This is a genomic window from Variovorax sp. RO1, from assembly GCF_002849325.1.
Classification (GTDB): domain Bacteria; phylum Pseudomonadota; class Gammaproteobacteria; order Burkholderiales; family Burkholderiaceae_C; genus Variovorax.
The window spans coordinates 700,967-717,151 of sequence record NZ_PKMT01000002.1; the positions used below are offsets into that span (position 1 = coordinate 700,967).

At 68.2% G+C, this 16,185-nt stretch carries 16 protein-coding genes; 9 read left to right on the forward strand and 7 right to left on the reverse strand.

Annotated features, from left to right (window positions below):
* Nucleotides 1–216 precede the first annotated feature (216 nt).
* From yajC to CY658_RS14480, 4 genes are all read left to right on the forward strand, one after another.
* A complete protein-coding gene (yajC, locus tag CY658_RS14465) occupies nt 217–552 on the forward strand; it encodes a preprotein translocase subunit YajC (protein WP_099793994.1) in 336 nt (111 codons plus the stop codon).
* Between the two features lie 89 nt (nt 553–641).
* The gene (gene secD, locus CY658_RS14470; RefSeq protein ID WP_101490866.1) at nt 642–2,525 is read left to right on the forward strand and encodes a protein translocase subunit SecD; all 1,884 of its coding nucleotides are present in this window, start codon (nt 642–644) and stop codon (nt 2,523–2,525) included.
* Between the two features lie 18 nt (nt 2,526–2,543).
* A complete protein-coding gene (gene secF / locus CY658_RS14475) occupies nt 2,544–3,506 on the forward strand; it encodes a protein translocase subunit SecF (protein WP_101490867.1) in 963 nt (320 codons plus the stop codon).
* 112 nt (nt 3,507–3,618) lie between these two features.
* Nucleotides 3,619–6,018: a DUF1631 family protein gene (locus CY658_RS14480; RefSeq protein WP_101490868.1), complete on the forward strand. Its 2,400-nt coding sequence runs from the start codon at nt 3,619–3,621 to the stop codon at nt 6,016–6,018.
* A 94-nt stretch (nt 6,019–6,112) separates the two neighbouring features.
* Here the strand turns inward: CY658_RS14480 and CY658_RS14485 are convergent, their stop codons facing one another.
* Genes CY658_RS14485 through CY658_RS14495 form a run of 3 tightly spaced genes read right to left on the reverse strand, consistent with a single transcriptional unit; the run spans nt 6,113 to nt 9,111 of the window.
* Nucleotides 6,113–6,652: a DUF494 family protein gene (locus CY658_RS14485; protein ID WP_101490869.1), complete on the reverse strand. Its 540-nt coding sequence runs from the start codon at nt 6,650–6,652 to the stop codon at nt 6,113–6,115.
* Nucleotides 6,653–6,711: 59 nt separating this feature from the next.
* The gene (dprA, locus tag CY658_RS14490) at nt 6,712–7,854 is read right to left on the reverse strand and encodes a DNA-processing protein DprA (protein WP_101490870.1); all 1,143 of its coding nucleotides are present in this window, start codon (nt 7,852–7,854) and stop codon (nt 6,712–6,714) included.
* 33 nt (nt 7,855–7,887) lie between these two features.
* A complete protein-coding gene (locus CY658_RS14495) occupies nt 7,888–9,111 on the reverse strand; it encodes a LysM peptidoglycan-binding domain-containing protein (RefSeq protein WP_101490871.1) in 1,224 nt (407 codons plus the stop codon).
* Nucleotides 9,112–9,271: 160 nt separating this feature from the next.
* On the opposite strand from CY658_RS14495, the gene def reads away from it, so the two are divergent.
* From def to CY658_RS14520, 5 genes are read left to right on the forward strand one after another with little or no spacing between them, the layout of a single operon-like run.
* On the forward strand, nt 9,272–9,793 hold the full coding sequence (gene def / locus CY658_RS14500) for a peptide deformylase (RefSeq protein WP_101490872.1): 522 nt from the start codon (nt 9,272–9,274) through the stop codon (nt 9,791–9,793).
* Nucleotides 9,790–10,284: a hypothetical protein gene (locus CY658_RS14505; protein WP_101490873.1), complete on the forward strand. Its 495-nt coding sequence runs from the start codon at nt 9,790–9,792 to the stop codon at nt 10,282–10,284. Before def ends, CY658_RS14505 begins: the two co-directional genes overlap by 4 nt.
* A complete protein-coding gene (fmt, locus tag CY658_RS14510; RefSeq protein ID WP_101490874.1) occupies nt 10,281–11,237 on the forward strand; it encodes a methionyl-tRNA formyltransferase in 957 nt (318 codons plus the stop codon). Before CY658_RS14505 ends, fmt begins: the two co-directional genes overlap by 4 nt.
* A complete protein-coding gene (locus CY658_RS14515) occupies nt 11,237–11,977 on the forward strand; it encodes an AzlC family ABC transporter permease (protein ID WP_101490875.1) in 741 nt (246 codons plus the stop codon). The genes fmt and CY658_RS14515 overlap by 1 nt, the downstream gene beginning before the upstream one ends.
* Nucleotides 11,974–12,312: an AzlD domain-containing protein gene (locus CY658_RS14520; RefSeq protein WP_101490876.1), complete on the forward strand. Its 339-nt coding sequence runs from the start codon at nt 11,974–11,976 to the stop codon at nt 12,310–12,312. Before CY658_RS14515 ends, CY658_RS14520 begins: the two co-directional genes overlap by 4 nt.
* A gap of 10 nt (nt 12,313–12,322) precedes the next feature.
* Here CY658_RS14520 and CY658_RS14525 read toward each other — a convergent pair whose 3' ends face one another.
* Genes CY658_RS14525 through CY658_RS14540 form a run of 4 tightly spaced genes read right to left on the reverse strand, consistent with a single transcriptional unit; the run spans nt 12,323 to nt 16,178 of the window.
* Complete coding sequence (locus CY658_RS14525) at nt 12,323–13,297, reverse strand: Bug family tripartite tricarboxylate transporter substrate binding protein (protein ID WP_101490877.1); 975 nt, start codon at nt 13,295–13,297, stop codon at nt 12,323–12,325.
* Between the two features lie 45 nt (nt 13,298–13,342).
* The gene (locus CY658_RS14530) at nt 13,343–14,308 is read right to left on the reverse strand and encodes an MBL fold metallo-hydrolase (protein WP_101490878.1); all 966 of its coding nucleotides are present in this window, start codon (nt 14,306–14,308) and stop codon (nt 13,343–13,345) included.
* Complete coding sequence (locus tag CY658_RS14535) at nt 14,305–14,523, reverse strand: DUF2783 domain-containing protein (protein WP_101490879.1); 219 nt, start codon at nt 14,521–14,523, stop codon at nt 14,305–14,307. The genes CY658_RS14530 and CY658_RS14535 overlap by 4 nt, the downstream gene beginning before the upstream one ends.
* Entirely contained in the window at nt 14,520–16,178 is a 1,659-nt protein-coding gene (locus tag CY658_RS14540; RefSeq protein WP_101490880.1) for an FAD-dependent oxidoreductase, read from the reverse strand. Before CY658_RS14540 ends, CY658_RS14535 begins: the two co-directional genes overlap by 4 nt.
* Between the last annotated feature and the right edge of the window lie 7 nt (nt 16,179–16,185).

A 16,185-nucleotide genomic window follows, 5' to 3' on the forward strand; every position in this document is an offset into this window, starting at 1 on the left:
GCTCTTTGCTATTTAAACAATAGCGAAAAGCCCTCCCCGCCGCGCCGGATAAGGGCGCGAAACGGCCATCTGCGACGAATACAATGCCCGACTGCGCGCGGCCTCCCCCGCCGAGCCTCTGACTTGCGGCCCGCATCCTTCGTGGGCGCGGAACCGCGGGCCCGGCCTGCGCATCTGAAGTCTTTTTCTTCTCTCTTCCCTCTGCTGGAGACTCTCTTGTTCATTTCCTCTGCTTTCGCACAAACCGCGCCCGCAGCCGCCGGTGGTGGCGACATGTTGTCTTCGCTGGGCAGCATGCTGCCGCTGGTGCTGATGTTCGTGGTGCTGTATTTCGTCATGATCCGCCCGCAAATGAAGCGCCAGAAAGAAGCCCGCGCCATGATCGAAGCCCTGGCCAAGGGTGACGAAGTCGCCACGGCCGGCGGCGTGCTCGGCAAGATCACGTCCATCAGCGACCAGTACCTCGGCCTCGAGATCGCCAACGGCATCGAGATCAAGATCCAGCGCAGCGCGGTGGTCCAGGTGCTGCCCAAGGGCGCCGTCAAGCAATAAAAGCGTGAGCTGAACCTTGCGCTTCACGGCGCAGGGCCCCAAGTCACGCCGTGTTCCCTTTCTGAAACGCTTGTGAAAAGCGCCTTCTCATGAACCGTTACCCGGTCTGGAAGTACGCGATCATCGTGATCGTGCTACTCGTGGGGCTCATTTACGCCCTGCCCAATTTCTTCGGCGAAGCACCCGCGGTGCAGGTGTCCGCGGCCAAGACAAGCGTCAAGGTCGATGCCGCCACCCAGACCCGGGTCGAGGAGGCGCTGAAGGCGGCCGGCCTGACGCCCGACCTGGTGACGCTGGACGCCGGCTCGCTGCGCGCCCGCTTCACCACCACCGACGACCAGCTCAAGGCGCGGGACGTCGTGCAGCGCGCCCTGGTGCCCGACGCCAGCGACCCGCCCTACACGGTGGCGCTGAACCTGCTGTCGCGTTCGCCGAAGTGGCTCACGTCGCTGCATGCGTTCCCGATGTACCTGGGCCTGGACCTGCGCGGCGGGGTCGACTTCCTGCTGCAGGTCGACATGAAGGGCGCCATCGACAAGAAGGCCGAGTCGTTCGCGAGCGACCTGCGCACCACCTTCCGCGACAAGAACATCCGCGGCACCCAGGTCAGCCGCAACGGCCAGACCGTCGAGGTGACCTTCCGCGACGCGGCCTCGCTCGAGACCGCCAAGCGCCTGATCGTGGACCAGTTCCCCGACCTCAGCACCACCGACACGCAAGACGGCACCAACTGGCGCCTGACCGCCACCATCAAGCCCGAGGCGGCCCGCCGCCTGCAGGACGCCGCGCTCAAGCAGAACATCACGACCCTGCACAACCGGATCAACGAACTCGGCGTGGCCGAGCCGGTGATCCAGCAGCAGGGCCTGGACCGCATCGTCGTGCAGCTCCCGGGCGTGCAGGACACGGCCAAGGCCAAGGAAATCCTGGGCCGCACCGCCACGCTCGAAATGCGCATGGTGGACGAAAGCTCGGAAGGCCGCGCGGCCGAACTGAGCGGCGCGCCCGTGCCCTTCGGTTCCGAAAAATTCCTCGACCGCAGCGGCCGTCCGGTGATCGTGAAGAAGCAGGTGCTCGTCACCGGCGAGAACCTCACCGACGCCCAGCCCGGCTTCGACCAGCAGAGCAACCAGCCCAAGGTCGACCTGACCATGGACGCCAAGGGCGGTCGCATCATGCGCGACGTCAGCCGCGAGAACTACAAGAAGCGCATGGCCATGCTGATCTTCGAGAAGGGCAAGGGCGAAGTGCTCACGGCTCCCTCGATCAACGGCGAGCTGGGCAACCGCTTCCAGGTCTCGGGCTCGATGACGGTGGCCGAAGCCAGCGACCTCGCGCTGCTGCTGCGCGCCGGCTCGCTGGCCGCGCCCATGGAGATCATCCAGGAGCGCACCATCGGCCCGACGCTCGGTGCCGACAACATCGAAAAAGGCTTCAAGAGCGTGATGTACGGCTTCCTGGCCATCATGGTCTTCATGTGCCTGTACTACGCGCTGTTCGGCCTGTTCTCGTCGATCGCGCTGGCCGTCAACCTGATGCTGCTGGTCGCCATCCTGTCGATGCTGCAGGCCACGCTCACGCTGCCCGGCATCGCGGCCATGGCGCTCGCCATCGGCGTGGCCATCGACTCCAACGTGCTCATCAACGAGCGCGTGCGTGAAGAGTTGCGCAACGGCGCCTCGCCGCAGGCCGCCATCCACGCGGGCTACGAACGCGCCTGGGGCACGATTCTCGACTCCAACGTGACCACGCTCATCGCCGGTGTCGCCCTGCTGGCCTTCGGCTCGGGCCCGGTGCGCGGCTTCGCGGTGGTGCACTGCATCGGCATCGTCACCTCGATGTTCTCCGCCGTGTTCTTCTCGCGCGGCCTCGTGAACTTCTGGTACGGCAACAAGAAGAAGCTCAAGTCTGTGTCGATCGGCACCGTCTGGCGGCCAAAGACCGACGGCAGTGCCGTGGTCGAAACCAAGTAACGGCCGAGGACCATCGCCATGGAATTCTTCCGCATCCACAAGACCATCCCGTTCATGCGCCATGCCCTGGTGCTGAACATCATCTCCTTCGCAACCTTTGCGCTGGCGCTGTTCTTCCTGTTCCATCGCGGGCTGCACCTGTCGGTGGAGTTCACCGGCGGCACGGTGATGGAAGTGGCCTACGAGCAATCGGCCGACATCGGCAAGGTGCGCGAGGCCGTCACCAAGCTCGGCTATCCCGAAGTGCAGGTGCAGAACTACGGCACCTCGCGCGACGTGCAGATCCGCCTGCCCACCCAGAAGGGCATGAGCTCCGACCAGCAGAGCGCGCAGGTCATGCAGGCGCTGAAGTCGGTCGACCCGTCGGCCACGCAGCGCGGCATCGAGGTCGTCGGGCCGCAGGTCGGCGACGAGCTGACCTCCAACGGCATCAAGGCGCTGGCCATGGTGGTGATCGGCATCATGATCTACCTGGCGTTCCGCTTCGAATGGAAGTTCGCACTGTCCACCGTGCTGGCCAACCTGCACGACGTGGTGATCATCCTGGGCTTCTTCGCCTTCTTCCAGTGGGAGTTCTCGCTGGCGGTGCTGGCGGCGGTGCTGGCGGTGCTGGGCTACTCGGTGAACGAGTCGGTCGTGATCTTCGACCGTGTGCGCGAGAACTTCCGGCGCTACCGCAAGATGACGACCACCGAAGTCATCGACAACGCGATCACCTCGACCATCAGCCGCACGATCATCACCCACGGCTCGACGCAGCTCGTGGTGCTGTCGATGTTCTTCTTCGGCGGTCCGACGCTGCATTACTTTGCGCTGGCGCTGACCATCGGCATCTGCTTCGGCATCTACTCGTCGTGCTTCGTGGCGGCCGCGATCGCCATGTGGCTGGGCGTGAAGCGTGAAGACCTGATCAAGGGTCCGCCGGTCAAGCGCGACGGCGATCCCGGCGGCGACGACCCGAACGCCGGCGCGGTGGTCTGAGGGATACTTCGGCGCCAGGTTCGCGTCACCCGCACTTGTGCGGTGACGCTTCCCGATGCAAGCTCGGGGCTGTCGTCCACGAACCGTATCCTCCGGCCTTTCCGATTCTTCAATGAGCACTGCGCGGTCCGCCTCCTCCCTGCAGCTCGCACGCGAGGCGCGTGAGCGTTTCGTGGCGGCCACGGAAGGTGCGATTGCTCCGATGGCCCAGGCCATCCGCGACCGCCTGAGCGCGGTGGCTTCCGATGTCGGCAGCGCGCGCACCATGCAGGAAAGCCGCGACGACCTCGTGGCGTTCCAGGGCCATGCCTCGCAGTGGGTGTCGCTCACGCAAGTCGGCTGGCGCAAGGCGCTGGGCACGGGCCCGGCGGGCGCCACCTCCTCGGCCCCCGCGGCGCTGCGGCTGGAACTCATCGGCGACGAGGTGGTCGAGAGCAACATCCTCGCCTCGCGCCTCGCACAGACCATCCACGACAAGGCCAGCTTCGAACTCAGCGACCTGCGCCTGCGCATCCAGCACCTCGAAGGCACGCACGAACTCGACGCCCGGGACGTGCTGAAACCCGAGACGCTGGCCAAGCTGCTGGTGGAACAGTGGCTGGCCGCCGGCCTGAGCCGCGAGGCCTGGGGCCGCGTGCAGGGCACGGTGCAGCAGGCGCTGACCGACGTGGTCGTGAAGGCCTACGAAAGCGCCAACGCCTTCCTGATTGCGCAGGGCGTGATGCAGGAAATCGACCTCAAGAGCTTCGTGCGCCGCACGGGCGATGCGGGCGGTTCTTCGTCCATGGGCATGCCGACGTCGTCGAGCATGCCGATGGGGCAGGCTTCGCGGGCAGGTGCGGCGGTGTCGCGCGGCCCGCAGTCATCGCAGCCACAGCAGCAACAGCGTCCAGGCTTCGCTTTCCAGGCGTCGGATGCGGCGTCGGTGCCGGCGTCAGGGCCGGCCTCCAGCTCGATGATGGCCAGCTCGCCGCTCGCCTTCGCACGACAGCGCGCGCAGACCGCACTGCTGAGCCTCAAGCGTTTTGTCGCCGCGCGCATCGGTGGTGAGGCCGGTGCCTCGCAACCGGGCGGGGTGACTGGTACCGGCGGCGGCGTGGCCGCGCCCCGCGTGTTTTCACGCACCTTTGCCGGCGCCATCGCCGATGCCGAGGTCGCGTACCGCATGGCGGCCACGCAGTACATGGACGGCGGCGGCGAGCAGGCCACGCTGATCCAGCAGACCGCGGTCGACCTGCGCCGCCGCACCGCCGAGCTCAAGAAGCGCGCCCCGACCACGGCCGACAAGGCCACGGTCGAGATCGTGGCGCTGATGTTCCAGGCCATCCTCGCGGAAGAGCGCATTCCGTTCTCCGCCCGCGTGTGGTTCGCGCGGCTGCAGATGCCCGTGCTGCGCGTGGCCATCGCCGAGCCGGAGTTCTTCGGCACCTTGCAGCACCCCGCGCGCATGCTGATCGACCGCATGGGCTCCTGCGTGATGGGCTTCGACGCCGCCGCCATCACCGGCAGCGCGCTCGAGAACGAGATCAAGCGCGTGGTGCAGGTGATCGAGCAGTACCCCGAGACCGGCCAGCGCGTGTTCAAGCTGGTGTTCGACGAGTTCGTCGCTTTTCTCGGCCGTTACCTCACGCAGAGCGACGCCACGCAGCGCGTCATGAGCGTGGCGCAGCAGGTCGAGCAGAAGGAGACGATGGCGATCCAGTACACCATCGAGCTGCGCAAGATGCTCAACGACATGCCGGTGCGCGACGAGATCCGCGAGTTCCTGTTCAAGGTCTGGGCCGAGGTGCTGGCCATCGCCGCGCTGCGCTACGGCGCACAGGGCGAGCACACCGTGATGCTCAAGCGCGTGGCCTCCGAGCTGGTCTGGGCCGCGAGCGCCAAGCCCAACCGCGCCGACCGCGCCCGCGTGATTCAAGACCTGCCGCAGCTGCTGCAACGCCTGCGCCAGGGCATGGACCTGTTGGGCATCGTCGGCGAGCCGCAGGAAAGCCACATCAAGACCATCGGCGCCACGCTCACCGACGCCTTCATGTCGAAGACCGAGGCCATTCCCCAGGCCAAGATCGAAGCCATGGCCGAGCGGCTGGCGCACCTCGAAGACTTCGTGACCGACGACGGCACCGCCTCTAGCCTGCCGCTCGACGCGCAGAGCATCGAGCTGCTGCTCGGCGTGGACGCCACGGCCATCGAGGTCATTCCCGACACCGCCGGCGTGAAGGTGGCTGAAGACATGCTCGCGTGGACCCACGAGCTGCAGGTGGGCAACTGGTTCATGCTGGACCACAACGACCGCGTGACCCAGGTCCAGTTCGTGTGGCGCAGCGACCGCAAGCAGCTGCACCTGTTCGCCTCGGCCGACGGCCGCAGCTTCCTCATTCAGGCGGGGCGGCTGGCGATGTACCTGCAGGCCGGCCTGCTGGTGCCGGCCGAGGAAGAGACGCTCACCGTGCGCGCGACGCGCGAGGCATTGGCGAAGCTGGATGCGAATCCTGAGCGGCTCTTGAATTAGTCAGCCGCTTCGGCTGTTGTCTCTGTTCGCGAACACCACGGAACGGGTGTTGCCTAGCCGTTGGTGTTGCCCCGGGGAGGGGCTTAGCGCGCGCTCAGTGCGCTGTACGGCCTTCGCGGCTCTCGCAGAGTTCGTCGAGCACGAGTGCATCGGGCTCGATGCCGGTGCTCCAGTGCACCATCAGCACGATGATCTTGAGTTCGTCCAATGCCACCGGGTCGCCCGGCGCGGCCATCGCGCGCTCGACGACGATCTCGCGCAGGCCGCAGGGCAGCACATTCGACAGTTCGAGAAAGCGGATGAAGCCGAGGCATTCGGCGCCGAGGTGTTCCTGCTCCGACGGCGAGTACACGCGCATCGACTGGCTCGATTGGGGCAGTGCCGCTTCGGGTGCGCCGCGCAGCGTGACGCGGGCGGCGGTGATGGCGTTGTCGCCGTCGCCTTCAGGGGTGTGGTGGGGTTCGAACTGCAGGCCTTGCGTGGCAAGGCTCAGGCCGTCGAGCCACTGCAGGGCGTCGCGAATTTCTTCCGCCTCGAAACCGTGCGCACTGAGCTTGCGGCCCAGCTGTTCGGGTTCGGGGCAGGCATCGCCGCGCCAGTAGTTTTCATACACAAACACGAGCACTTCGAACATGGGCTCAATATAGCCGAGGAATCTGTCGTGCGTCCCCAGGCTTTCGTGCACTTCGCGCGTCAGCCGACGGCGGCTCTTTGGAACAGGCCGCCGGGCAAACGCGCGACATGCCCATCGAGTTCAAGCTCGAGCATCTTCGCCTGCAGCATGGCCGCGCTCCAGCCGGTGCGCGCGCTCAGCGCGTCGAGGCTCACGGGGTCGAAGCCGAGGGCGTCGAGCAGCGGATGTTCCGGGGCCGGTGAAGGCGTGTCGTTGGCAGGCGCGCGAGCAGCTGGCGCGAGCGGCGGCAGCTCTTCGAGGATGTCGTTCACCGACTCGACCAGCTTCGCGCCTTGGCGGATCAGCGCGTGGCAGCCACGCGATTGCGGCGAGTGGATCGAGCCCGGGATCGCAAACACTTCCTTGCCCTGCTCCGACGTGAGGCGCGCGGTGATCAGCGAGCCCGACGCCAGTGCCGCCTCGACCACCAGCGTGCCGCGCGCCAGGCCCGCGATGAGGCGGTTGCGCTTCGGAAAGTTCTGCGTGAGCGGCGGCGTGCCCAGCGGCAGTTCGCTCACGATGAGCCCCTGCAGCGTGATGCGGTGCGCCAGGTCGCGGTGCCGCGCGGGGTAGACGCGGTCCAGGCCGGTGCCGACCACGGCCACGGTGGCGAGCACCGGTGCGTCACCGGCCGCGTCGAGCGCGCCCAGGTGCGCCGCGCCGTCGATGCCGAGCGCCAGGCCCGAGACCACGGGCAGGCCGGCTTCGCCCAGCGCCCGTGCAAAGGCACGCGCGTGGCTCGCGCCCTGCGGCGTCGGGTTGCGGCTGCCGACCACGGCGAGGCTGCGGCCGAGCTGCGTGAGGTCGAAGGCGGGGGCACCGAGCACGTAGAGCATCAACGGCGGGTCGACCATTTCGAGCAGCGAGCTCGGGTAGCCGGCATCGCCGAGCGTCACGACGCGGCGCGTGACGGCGCCGCCGGTGGTGCCGTCCGCGGGGTGCAGCCATTGCCAGGTCATGTCGACCTGCGCCTGCAGGCCGGAGGGCAGCTGCTTCAGCGCGGCGGCCTGGGCGTTGCTGACGACTTCGCCCAGCGCCGCTTCGGGCTGCGCGAAGATCGCTTCAGGCAGCCCGAAGGCCGCGAGCAGACGGCGTGCGGCGCCGTCGCCGACGCCTGGTGTCAGTGAAAGTCGCAGCCAGCCTGCGAGTTCTGCGCGTTCCAAACGAGTGTGCGAGAAAAAAGCCTCAGGCGCGTGTCAGGGATTGACGAGGAAGTCGCCGGCGCGGGGAGTGTCGTTGATTTCGAGCACCAATGCGTAAGAGACTTTCTCGAAGGTGCGAAACACCATCAGCAGGCCGATGCGTTCGTTCGGCAGCTTGATCGTTTCCTTGCGCGCGCCGGTGCGGTCGAGGATGGTCTCGCCGTTCTTCAGAATGGCCAGCACGTGGCCGTTGTCGACGCCGTCGCGCGTGCCCTTGTTGATGGCCACGACCTGGTTCTGCGCCGCGTACTGCACCGCGTTGCCGTAGACCGAGATGATCCGCCCGTCGACCTGCGTCGACGGTGCGCGCGGCGCGTAGCTCAGCAGCTGGCGCGGCGGCTCGGGCAGCAGGCGGTCGCCGGCGCGCATTTCCTCGCGCGACGCAATGATGTCGATGCTGGCTGGCACGACCGTGATGACGTCCTTGTCGCCGGTCGTCTCGATGGTGGTCGATTCGCCGCGCTGCAGCTGCGCCTTGCCCAGGTACTGCGCTTCGTAGCCGAGGATCTCGCCGGTGCCGGGGTCTTTCAGCGGGGTGGCGCTGCGGAAGATGCGGTAGTGCTGCACCGGGCCGGGCTTCTCGACCAGCGGCGATTCGGCGTTGCCGCGCGCATAGGCGCGGTCGCCGCGCGACAGCAGCACGCGGCTGTCGTTGCCGGCCACGATGCGCGGTGCGGCGTCGAGTGTGTTGGCATCGACCACGATGGGTTCGCTGAGGAAGGGCTCGATGAGGCTCGGGTTGAGCGTGGGCAGGGCCATGCCCGCGAGCGAGTCGAAGCGCGTGCGCGGCGACAGCTTGATGGTGCCGCCGTCGCCACCGCCCGCGCCGCGGCGGGTCGTCAGACGGGCGCGGCCGCCGCTCTTGTCCAGGTACAGCACCTGGCCCGGGTAGATGCGGTGCGGGTCCTGGATGTCATTGATGTTCATGCCCCAGAGTTCCGGCCAGCGCCAGGGGCGCAGCAGGTACAGGCGCGAAATGGCCCAGAGCGTGTCACCGGGCTTGACGGTGTATTCGTCGGGCGCCTTCGGCGACAGCTCGCTCAGCGGCACGCCGGCCTGGGCGGTCTGCTGGGCGGTGGCGCGCTGCTGGGGCGTGACCGGGTAGGTCGTCTGCGCCCAGGCCGCCGTGGCGCCGCAACTGCTGGCCACCGCCAAGGCGGCCGTCCAGAAGGCAAAGAGGGTCGGGCGCTGGTGTTCGGTGGAGCTGGGCTGTGTCATGTCTGGATGGGTGAGCGCACGAAGTATCGTGGCGCATACGAATCTCACAATTTGCTACGAATTCTGCGCCCGAAGCCCTTGCAAGGGCAACGTTTTCGCGTCATTGCGCCGCGACGCGTCGCGGAATTGGCGAAAATAGCCACAACTTCCCCCCGATTTCATGGCCAAACGAATCATTCTGAGTTACCCCGACAAGCGCCTGCACACGGTGGCCAAGCCGGTGCAGGGCGTGGACGCGCGCATCAAGACGCTGGTGGCCGACATGCTGGAAACGATGTACGACGCGAGCGGCATCGGTCTGGCCGCGACCCAGATCGACGTGCACGAGCGCGTGGTGGTGATCGACGTCTCCGAAGAGCGCAACGAGCCGATCGTGCTCATCAACCCCGAAATCACCTGGGCCAGCGACGAGAAGGTGCTCAACGAAGAGGGCTGCCTCTCGGTGCCCGGCATCTACGACGGCGTGATGCGCTCCACCTCGGTGAAGGTCCAGGCGCTCGACGCCGACGGCAACAGCCACACCCTCGAGGCCGATGGCCTGCTGGCCGTGTGCATCCAGCACGAGCTCGACCACCTCCTGGGCAAGGTCTTCGTCGAATACCTGTCGCCGCTGAAGCGCAACCGCATCAAGAGCAAGCTCCTCAAGCAGCAGCGCGAGGACATGAAAGACGCACGGGTATGAGTCAACGGGCTGCGAGCGCGTTGGCCGCCGCCGGACTGTTGTTCCTGGCGGGTTGCGTCAGCGAACCCACGCGCATCCAGCCCGGCACCTCCGCCGCCGACACCCTGCAGCGCCTGGGTGCGCCCACGGGCCGCTACCCGCTCAATGGCGGGGGCGAGCGGCTGCAGTACTCGCGCATGCCGGCGGGCTTCGAGGTGGTCGACATTGACCTCGACGCGTCCGGCAAGGTCGTCTCGGTGACCCAGGTGCTCACCGAAGCGCGCTTCGGCCACGACATCCAGGTCGACCGCTGGCGCCAGAACGACGTGCTGGCCTTCTACGGCAAGCCGTATGAAGTCAGCCGCGTCAGCTCCTTCGACGGCACCGTCTGGACCTGGCGCTACAAGGCCATCAACGAGCGCCGCATGCTCTATATCTACATCGACCCCACCGGCGTGGTTCGCCGGTACCACACGGGGGATGACCTCGAATTCGAACGGATCCGGGATTGAGCGCGTTGAAAGTCGTTTTTGCGGGCACGCCCGAGTTCGCGCGCGTCGCCCTGGAGGCCATTGCCGCCGCCGGCCATGACATCGTCGGCGTGATGAGCCAGCCCGACCGGCCTGCCGGCCGCGGCATGAAGCTGCAGGCGTCGCCCGTCAAGCAGTGCGCCGTTGCCAACCACTGGCCCGTGGCGCAGCCGCGCAGCCTGCGGCTCGATGGCAAGTACCCCGACGAGGCCACCGCCGCGCGCGACACGCTGCTGGCGTGGCAGCCCGACGTGATGGTGGTCGCGGCCTACGGCCTGATCCTGCCGCAGTGGGTGCTCGACCTGCCGGTGCACGGCTGCCTCAACATCCACGCCAGCCTGCTGCCGCGCTGGCGCGGCGCCGCGCCGATCCACCGCGCCATCGAGGCCGGCGACACGCAGACCGGCATCACCATCATGCAGATGGACGCGGGCCTGGACACCGGCGACATGCTGCTGCGCGAAGCAGTCGACATTGCGCCCAACGACAACACCGCCCGCCTGCACGACCGGCTGGCCGCGCTCGGCGGCCGCATGGTGGTCGAGGCGCTGGCGCAGATCGGCCAACTGGTTCGCACGCCACAGCCCACCGAAGGCATCACCTACGCCCACAAGGTCGAGAAGCACGAAGCGCTGATCGACTGGACGCAGCCGGCCGGCGCCATCGTGCGCCGCGTCCTGGCCTTCGATCCGTTCCCCGGCGCCAACAGCCCGCTCGGCGGCGAGACCGTCAAGCTCTGGGCCGCGCACGTGGCGCCCGGCACCACAGGCGTCGCGCCCGGCACCGTCGTCTCGGCCGACGCAACTGGCGTCGCCGTGGCGGCGTCGGATGCGACCGTGGTGCTCACCGAACTGCAACGCCCGGGCGGCAAGCGCCTGCCCGCAGCCGATTTCCTGCGCGGCTTCGACCTGAAGCCCGGCCAGGTCTTCGGCTGATGTTTCTCTCGCCCACGCTGCGCCGCCAGCCCGAGTTCCGCGCCGGCATGCGCGACATGGCGTCGGCCGCGCTCGGCATCGGCGCCTGGGGCCTGATGACCGGCGTGGCCATGGTCAAGTCGGACATGAGCGTGCTCGAGGCCGTGGCGATGACCCTGTTCGTCTACGCCGGCAGCTCGCAACTGGCCGCCATCCCGCTGCTGGCCGCGGGCGCGCCGGCCTGGGTGATTCTGGCGACGGGCTTCTGCGTCAACCTGCGCTTCGTGGTGTTCAGCCTGCATCTGCGGCCCTACCTCATGCACATGCCGCGCTGGCGCCGCCTGCTGCACGGCTACCTGACGGCCGACCTGAGCTACGCGCTCTTCACGAAGCAGTACACGGCCCCGCCGACCACGCCCGCCGAGCAGCTCTCGCAAGAGGCCTACCTCACCGGCAACTACTTCGTGACCTGGTGCGCGTGGATGGGCATGAGCCTGCTGGGCATCGCGCTGGCCAACTTCATTCCGCAGACCTGGGGCTTGGGCTTTGCCGGCGTGCTGAGCCTGGTGGCCATCGTCTGCTCGATGGCGACGACGCGGCTGCGCGTGCTGGCCGCGCTCATCGCGGGCGCCACGGCCGTCGCGGCCTACGCGCTGCCGCTCAAGCTCAACATCGTGGTCGCCATCGGCGTGGCGGTGCTGCTGTGCTTCTGGCTCGAAAAGCAGTTCGGGCTCGACCCCGACGCGGAGGACGACAAGTGAGCGGCGGCACCGACTGGTGGTCCATTGCCGTGATCGCCGGCCTCGCGGCCGTCACTGTGCTCACGCGCTGCTTCTTCTTCATCCTCGACCGGCCCTGGGGCCTGCCCGAGTGGGCGCACCGCGCGCTGCACTACGCGCCGGCCGCCGCGCTGGCCGGCGTGATCGCGCCCGAGATCGTGATGACGCAGGGCCACCTGATCACCACGCTGCACGACGCCCGCCTCTATGCGGCGGTCGTCGGTGGCGCTTATTACTTCTGGCGGCGCGGCGTGCTCGGCACGATGCTGGCCGGCATGGCGGTGTACCTGCCCCTGCACCTCGGCCTGGGCTGGTGACCGGATTCGATCAGTCGAGTTTCACGCCCGCGGTCTTGATGATGTTGCCCCAGCGCTCGCTCTCCGCGCGCGAGAGCTTGTAGAAGTCCTGCGGCGTGCCGGGCAGCGCCTCGAAGCCGAACTCCGAGAACAGCTTCACCACCTTCGGTGCCTTCATCGCCTTGTGCAGCTCGGTGTTGATGCGCGCCACGGCTTCGGGCGGCATGCCGGCGGGGCCGATCAGGCCGTGGAAGGCGTAGGCGTTGACGTCGCTGAAGCCGGCCTCGACGAAGGTCGGCACCTCGGGCAGGGCGCTGGCGCGCTGCGGCAGCGCGATGGCCAGCACGCGCACCTTGCCCGACTTGATGATCGGCAGGCCCGAGGCCAGGTCGAGCATCATCGTCGGCACCTGGCCGCCCATCACGTCGGTCATGGCGGGCGCGGCGCCCTTGTACGGCACGTGCGTGATCGTGAGGCCGGCCTTCTGCTTGAACAGCTCCATCGCCATGTGGTGCGGCGAGCCGTTGCCCGGCGAGGCGTAGCTCACCTTCTCGGGGTTGGCCTTCACGTAGCGCACGAACTCGGCCACGTTTTTCGCGGGAAAGTCGGGGTGCACGACCAGCGCCACGGGAAAGCGCCCGATGGTGCCGATGTAGGTGAAGTCGGTCGCCGGCTTGTAGGGCAGCTTGGCGAACATGTGCTCGTTGAACAGCAGCGCCGCGTTCTCGGCCTGCATGATCGTGTAGCCGTCGGGCTTGGCCTGCATCATCACCGACACGCCGATGTTGGTCGATGCGCCGGGGCGGTTGTCGATGATCAGCGGCTGGCCCAGCGACGGCTGCATGGCTTCGGCCAGCGCGCGTGCAAGGTTGTCGGTGCCGCCGCCGGCCACGTAGGGCACGATCCATTTCACGGGCTGGCTGGGGTAGGCCGCGGGCTGCGCCGACGCGAAGGGTGCGGTGGCGAGCGCGAGGGCCGCGGCCAGCAGGGGAAGGAAGCGTTTCATCGTTTTTGTCTCCGTTGCTTTGTTGAAAATCAGTGATCGATCGGCTCAGGTGCCGCGCAGCACCTGCCAGAGTTCCTGGTCGCGCTCGGCGGTCCACACGACGGGGTGCTCGATGCCGCGCAGTTCGTCGTACGCGCGCGACACGTCGAACGGCAGCACGTGCTGGAACACGGGCCAGCCGCCGAAGCGCGGCGTCATGGCCGCCTCGGCGCGCGCGAAGCAGCCCTTGAGCGTGTCGCCCGCGGCGATGCCCGCGCGCACGCTGTCGAGCAGCGTCGAGAGAAAGTCTTTCGTGAGCCCGATCGCTTCGGCGCAAGCCGCTTCGCCCTGCAGCACCGCGCCGCGCCCGGGCACCAGCACGCGCGGTTGCAGCGCGCGCACCGCGTCGAGCGTGCCGGCCCAGTCACCGATGTAGGCGTCGCCCGCGTACACGCCGCAGTGGTTCTCGACCACGTCGCCCGAGAACAGCACGCCGCAGTCGGGCAGCCAGGCCACGGTGTCGCCGCCCGAGTGGCCGCGGCCCAGCGCCATCAACTGCAGCTCGCGGCCGCCGCCGAGCGGCAGCGTCATCTCGCGTTCGAAGACCGTGGTCGGGAAGGTCAGGCCCGGAATCTCTTCCACGCCTGCGAACAGGCGCGGGAAGCGGCCCACCTCCGATTCGAAGTCGGCCTGGCCGCGCGTGCGAATCCAGTCGAGGGTGCCGTTGCTGGCGATGATTTCCTGCACCTCGTCGAAGGCACTCGCGCCCATCACGCGCACCGCGTGGTAGTGCGTGAGCACGATGGTGCGGATCGGCTTGTCGGTGACGCTGCGGATCGCCGCCAGAAAGTCGCGCGCCATGCGCGGCGTGGGGCGGGTGTCGATCAGCACCACCTGCTCCTCGCCGACGACGAAGCCGCAGTTGGGATCGAAGTCGCTGATGTAGCCGTAGGCGCCCGGGGCGAGTTCCTGCAGCCGGGGCTTTTGCTCCCGGGTGTCGGAGGCGGAAGCGAAAGAGACGGGAGCGGTCATGGAGATGTTGTCGTGGTCGTGGGGATGTCTTCGTCGGCCGCGGCCGCCGCGTCGATGCACGCGAGCAGCACGGCCTGGTCGGCGCACTGGTTGGCCAGCAGCAGCACGAGGCGGGCGTTGAGGTCGGCGCTCTGCGCCTCGGTGCGGCCTTCGTGCGCGGCCAGGAGGGCGGCGTAGAAGCCGTCGGGGTCGGGGATGCGGGGCTCGGTGATCATGAGGACGAAGCGGTGAGTGCGAGCGCCGTGCGCACGGCGGCGGTGATCGTGTCGGGGGTGGCTTGCAACAGCGTCGCGGCGCGGTAGGCATCGGGGCGCACGAGCACGAAGCCGCCTGCCGCGTCGGGGTCGATGCCGAGGTGGCGTGCGAGCGTCTCGTCGGCCTGCAAGGTCGGCAGGCCGCTCTCACCGCCCACGGCCAGCAGGCGCAGCGGCAATCCGGCCGTGGCATCGCACGCCGCTTGCGCCTGCGCGCGCGTCGGTGCGAACCACAGGCCCAGGCACTGCGTGCCCTCGGCCAACAGCTGCATCAGCGTGGTCTCGCGTCCGTCGGCCCACTGCAGCGGCAGGTTCTGCACCGTGCGCGCGCCTTCGGGCAACTGCGGCGCGGCGGGGTAGTCGTTGGCGACCGACATGCGGCCCGTGTTGACCAGCGCACGCGCGAAGGTGTGGCGCTTGGCCAGCGCCACCACGGCGCGGCGCAGCGTGTGCTCGGCCGGCGAGCGCGGCGCAAGAAAACGCGCGGAGCGGCTCGTGACCGTCAGGTTCTCCTGCGCGGCCGGGCGGCGCTCGGCGTCGTAGCTGTCGAGCAGTGCATCGCCCGCCTGCCCTTGCACGACCAGCGCGAGCTTCCAGCCGAGGTTGGCCGCGTCCTGGATGCCGGTGTTGCCGCCGCGCGCGCCGAAGGGGCTCACCACGTGCGCCGCATCGCCGATGAAGCACACGCGGCCGTGGCGGAAGCGCTCCAGCAGGTGGTCGCGGTAGCCGTAGGGGCCGATCCACACGAACTCGAAGGCCACGTCGGGCCCGAGCTGTTCGCGCAGCCGCGCACCGGCCACCTCGGGGCGGCTGATCTCGGCCGGGTCGCAGTCTTCGGGCATCTGGTAGTCGATGCGCCACACGCCGTCGGCCATCAGGTGCTGCCACACACCGCGGCCTTCGTTGAAGGGCGCGTCGACCCAGGTCCAGCGCTCGGTGGGCAGCGGCTTCTCGAAGCGCACGTCGGAGATGCACCAGCGGTCGGTGCTGCGCGAGGCGTGCGATTCGACGCCGAGCTGCGTGCGGATCGGGCTGTTCGCGCCCGTCGCATCGATCAGGTGGTCTGCCTCGATCGTGTAGCTGCCGGCGGGCGTTTCGATGTCGATGCGCACGCCGTCGGCCAGCGGCTCGACGCGCGTCACGCGGCTCTTCCAGCGCAGGTCGGTCACGCCGAGTTCGAGAATGCGATCGACCAGGAACCACTCGATGTAGAACTGCTGCAGGTTCACGAAGGGTGGCTGCTTCGAGACGCTCGTGGCCTGCAGGTTGAAGTTGTAGACCTCTTCGTCGCCCGAGAAGGTGCGCCCGAACGACCAGGTGATGCCCTTGGCCGCGATGCGCTCATAGATGCCCAGTCGCTCGAAGATCTCCAGGCTCTTCTGCGCGTAGCAGATGCCGCGCGACGAGGCGCCGCGCACGCCCACGGTGTCGTCCTCGTCGAGCAGCACGGCGCGCACGCCGCGTTGCGCGAGGTCGCAGGCCAGCGTGAGGCCCGAGGGGCCGGCACCGACGATCACGACCGGGTGGCGCACGACCTGCGCGCTGCCGAGTTCGGGCGGCGGCGTGAAAGGCCAGACCGGCAGTTCGTAGGCCGGCGCGAATGCAAAGCTTTCCATGGTGTCG